This window comes from Sphingomonas sp., assembly GCF_023266535.1.
Classification (GTDB): Bacteria; Pseudomonadota; Alphaproteobacteria; order Sphingomonadales; family Sphingomonadaceae; genus Sphingomicrobium.
Window position 1 is genome coordinate 12,544 of sequence record NZ_JAHFPY010000062.1, and the last position, 3,583, is coordinate 16,126.

Genomic DNA, 3,583 nt, shown 5'->3' on the forward strand with positions numbered 1-3,583 from the left:
AGCCATGTTCCTCGCGCGGATGGAATTCGCGTTCGGCCAGGCCGGGGAAAGCGAAATGGGTCGGCTCGCTATGATAGACCCGCGTCTTGCGCAGCACGTTGGACTGGAAGCGGGCGATGCGCGCTGCCTCGGCCGGTGATGCACCCTCAAGGACCGGCACCGTCACGCGGTCGAGCTTCGCCTTGCGCTCGGCGATCCAGCGGTCGCGAATGATCTCGCCCTTGGCCAGCGCTTCCGCCAGCTGCGGCGGGATGTCGCCGCTCGGCCGCTGCGCCAGGGCATTGGCCCAGGCCTCGCCGGCCTGCGACGGGGACAATCTCTCGATCAGCGATGCGCGCATGGTGAGCGCCATGAAATCCAGCTCGGCGACGGCCAGCGCCCGGTTGACCGCGTCGAGCGCCTTGGCTGGCTGACCCGACGCTCGCCGCAAGGCGGCCAGCTTCAGCCATAGCTGCGGCTGTCCGGGATCGGCCTCGCCTGCCTGCTCGAGGAGGTGGATCGCCCGCGCCAGATCGCCACTCGCCGCGGCGCGGTCTGCATCGGCGATCAGCAGCGACATCTCAGGCCTTGTCGACCGGGTCGAGCGAGTATCCGAATTTGTCGACCCATGGCTTCAGCACTGGGAAGACCGGCTCGAGATGCTGGCGGAAATTCTGCCAGCGGCCGGCCGAGCGCTGGTAAATCGGCTCGACCACCTGGGCATAGCTCGCCGTCTTGATGCGCCCGCGGCCAAGCGCGGTCGCCTGGTGGTCGAGCACCGCGTCGTGCCAGTCGAGGCCGAGGAAATCGAACAAAGCGCGCAGCTCGCGGTCCTGGTCCGCGACCACCTTCTCGTACATCACGGTGTGGGTCGGGGTCGGCATCAGCGCCTGGACGCGCTCGAAATAGCTGAAGCTGAGGTCGTAAAGCTCGGCCCCCGTTTCGAGGTTGGTGAAGCTGGCCATGCCGTCGTTCATCCGGAAATTGGTGACATAGCAGCTCAGCAGCACGTCGCACGGATGCCGCAGCGCAAGGATGAACCGCGCGTCGGGGAATAGCCGGCGGATGAACGGCACCGCGTTGATCGCCAGCGGATTCTTGTCGACCAGCAAATTGCCGGGCTTGAGCGGGGTGCGTGACCCGGCGATCTCGAAATAGCCGTCCCGCGCTTCCTGGATTTGCGCGTCGCTGGCCGTCGGCAACTCCTCGTAATTCCCGAACAGCTCGAATGCCTTGTGAAGCGTCGGCTCTTCCTCGAGTACCTCGATCGAGGGATGGCCCATCAGCATTGTGTCGAGCAGCGTCGTGCCCGAGCGCGGGAACCCGAACAGGAACACCGGCGCCGGACGCGCGACCTTGCTCGCCTCGGCCCGCCAGCGGCCTACCCATTTTTCATTTGTCGCCTCGCGGCGCTCACGGATCGTGGTCCGATAGCCCATGGCCCGCTCCAGCGGCTTCAGCCCTGCCTGCTCCACCAGCATCTCATTCATTCGCGCATAGGCGTCGAACGCTTCATCATAGCGGCCGAGCCCTTCGAGCAGCTGGCCCAGCAGGTGCAGGCGGCGGCTGTTTTCGAGCGTCTCCGGGACTTGTTCGAGCGCCGCCAGCCCTTCCGCGAACCGCTTGGCCCGGCGATGGTTGAACGCGTGAATGAAATTTTGGGCATTTGCGCTGACGCCCCTTGCCTCGGCTGCGGGCGCCAGGTCCGCCAGCTCCTGGGTCTGGTTGGTAAGGTCAAAGCAAATGGCAAGGCCGAGATGTCCCATGGCGTTGGCCGGATCAAGCTCGAGCACCCGGCGATACGCGGCCTCGGCGGAGGCCAAATTGGTCATTTGCGACAGGAGGTTTGCCTGCGCCAGCAGCAGCTCGACATCATCCGGCGCCCGTTCGACCGCGCCCGTGATCGCCTCGAGCGCAAGCGCGTCGTGGCCCCACTCCTTCAGCATCAGATAGAGTTCGCGCAGCGGCATGGGATCGTCCGGGAAATCCTCGCCCATTTGCCGAAGCTCCGCCTCGGCGGCATTCCAGTCCCCCGAATTGATGATCGCGGTGGCGAGGTTCAGCCGGACCGGCGCCGCGTCGGGCGCCAGCTCCGCCGCTCGCCGCAGGGCCTCGATGGCGCCGTCATTCTGTCCGGCGACGCGGCGGGCATTGCCCAAATTATTCCATGCCTCCCAGTCATTGGGGTCATTCGCCACAACGCGCTCATAGGATCGGATCGCCACCAGGAAATTGTCCGTGGACAAGGCGATAAAGCCGCGCAGCCGTTCGAGCTGCAGGGTCGGGTCGCTGCTTGCCAATTCCTCCGTCACGACGGCCAGCGCCTCCGGATAACGCTGCAGCTGCTGCAAGGCCATTGCCAGGTTGGTGGCGATCTTCTGGTCGTTCGGACGGGCGGCGTGGGCGATCTTCAGATGCTCGACGCCCGCTTCCAGATCACCCGACTGGCAGCGCAGCATTCCCAACATGGCATTGAGCGCGACCGGCTCGCCGCCGCCGGCCAGGGCCTGCTCGGCGATCTGGAAGGCCTCGCGATGCTGTCCCCGGCTGGCGGCCCCAAGGGCGGCGCGGATAGCGTTGGTCGTCTGGGTGTCCAAGGTTGAGGTCGCGGTCATTGCGCCTTCCTAGCGAAATCGCACCAAAGGGCCAGTAGGTGCTTGGCCCGTAATGAAAAAGGGGCGGCGGATCCGAAGATCCACCGCCCCGATTTTCTGGTGCTTCGACCCTTTAGAAGTCGAGCGTCACACCGGCGTAGATGTAGCGGCCCAACGCATCCCAGGTACCCGGGTAGGTGTTGCCGTTACACGGACCGGCCGGGCAGAGGTTCGAACCACCCAGGACCGCGCTGCCACCGGTAACCAGCGGCGGATCGTTGTCGAGGATGTTGTTCACGCCCAGACGGAACTGGTAGTGGTCGCCGAAGCTGTAGGTCGTCGCCAGATCGAAGTATTGCTGCGCATGAATGTGCAGACCCGGATCCAGCGGGATGTCGCCATGCAGCGACTCATTGTTCTGCAGCGTCTCGGCGGTCACCTTGCCGGTATAGCGCCACTGCAGCGATACGCCGATGCCGTTCTTCATGTTCAGCGTGGTGCGCATCTTGTGCCGCCACTTCGGCATTGGCGCGCCGCTGGCCACGGTCCCGCCTGAGCAGGTCGGACCGTAGAAGCCGGCGCAGTCATATTCCGCCGTCAGGCCGTTATCGACCTTGTAGTGGCGCAGCCAGGTGCCGTTGAATGTCGCCGACAAGGTGCCGAGACCGCCAAGGCGGTGGCTGTAGCTGGAGTTGAAGTCCACACCGTCGGTCTTCACCCGGCCTTCGTTGTTCGGCGTGTCGGTGACGTAGCCACCCGGAGTCAGCCACAACGAACCCGAAGGATCGCGGTTGATCAGGCTGCAAGCCGGCGCTTCGAACGTCGCCGTCGACTGATTGACGCAGGCAGTGAGGATCGAATCCGCGCCGAAGCCCTGGATCGCGTCCTTCACCTGGATGTTCCAATAGTCGACGGTCAAGGCGAACCCCGGCAGGATGCTCGACGGTTGCAGGATCACGCCGACCGTCTTGGTGGTCGCCGTTTCAGGGTCGAGGTTCACGTTGCCGCCA

3 protein-coding genes are annotated in these 3,583 nt (G+C 65.0%); all 3 read right to left on the bottom strand.

The genetic code is table 11. The features are described 5' to 3' along the window. On the bottom strand, nt 1–559 hold a 559-nt coding region (locus Q0C64_RS10215), incomplete at its 3' end, for a tetratricopeptide repeat protein (RefSeq protein ID WP_294123429.1). Between the two features lies 1 nt (nt 560). Further along, nucleotides 561–2,594 (bottom strand): tetratricopeptide repeat-containing sulfotransferase family protein, encoded by a 2,034-nt coding sequence (locus Q0C64_RS10220; RefSeq protein WP_294123430.1) that lies wholly within the window; start codon nt 2,592–2,594, stop codon nt 561–563. Nucleotides 2,595–2,706: 112 nt separating this feature from the next. Further along, nucleotides 2,707–3,583: TonB-dependent receptor (locus Q0C64_RS10225; protein ID WP_294123432.1), on the bottom strand; the 877-nt coding region annotated here is incomplete at its 5' end.

What these genes read in the sequence shown, in the direction of transcription:
- Q0C64_RS10220 (WP_294123430.1), bottom strand. Translation starts at nt 2,594, where the DNA reads ATGACCGCGACCTCAACCTTGGACACCCAGACGACCAACGCTATCCGC.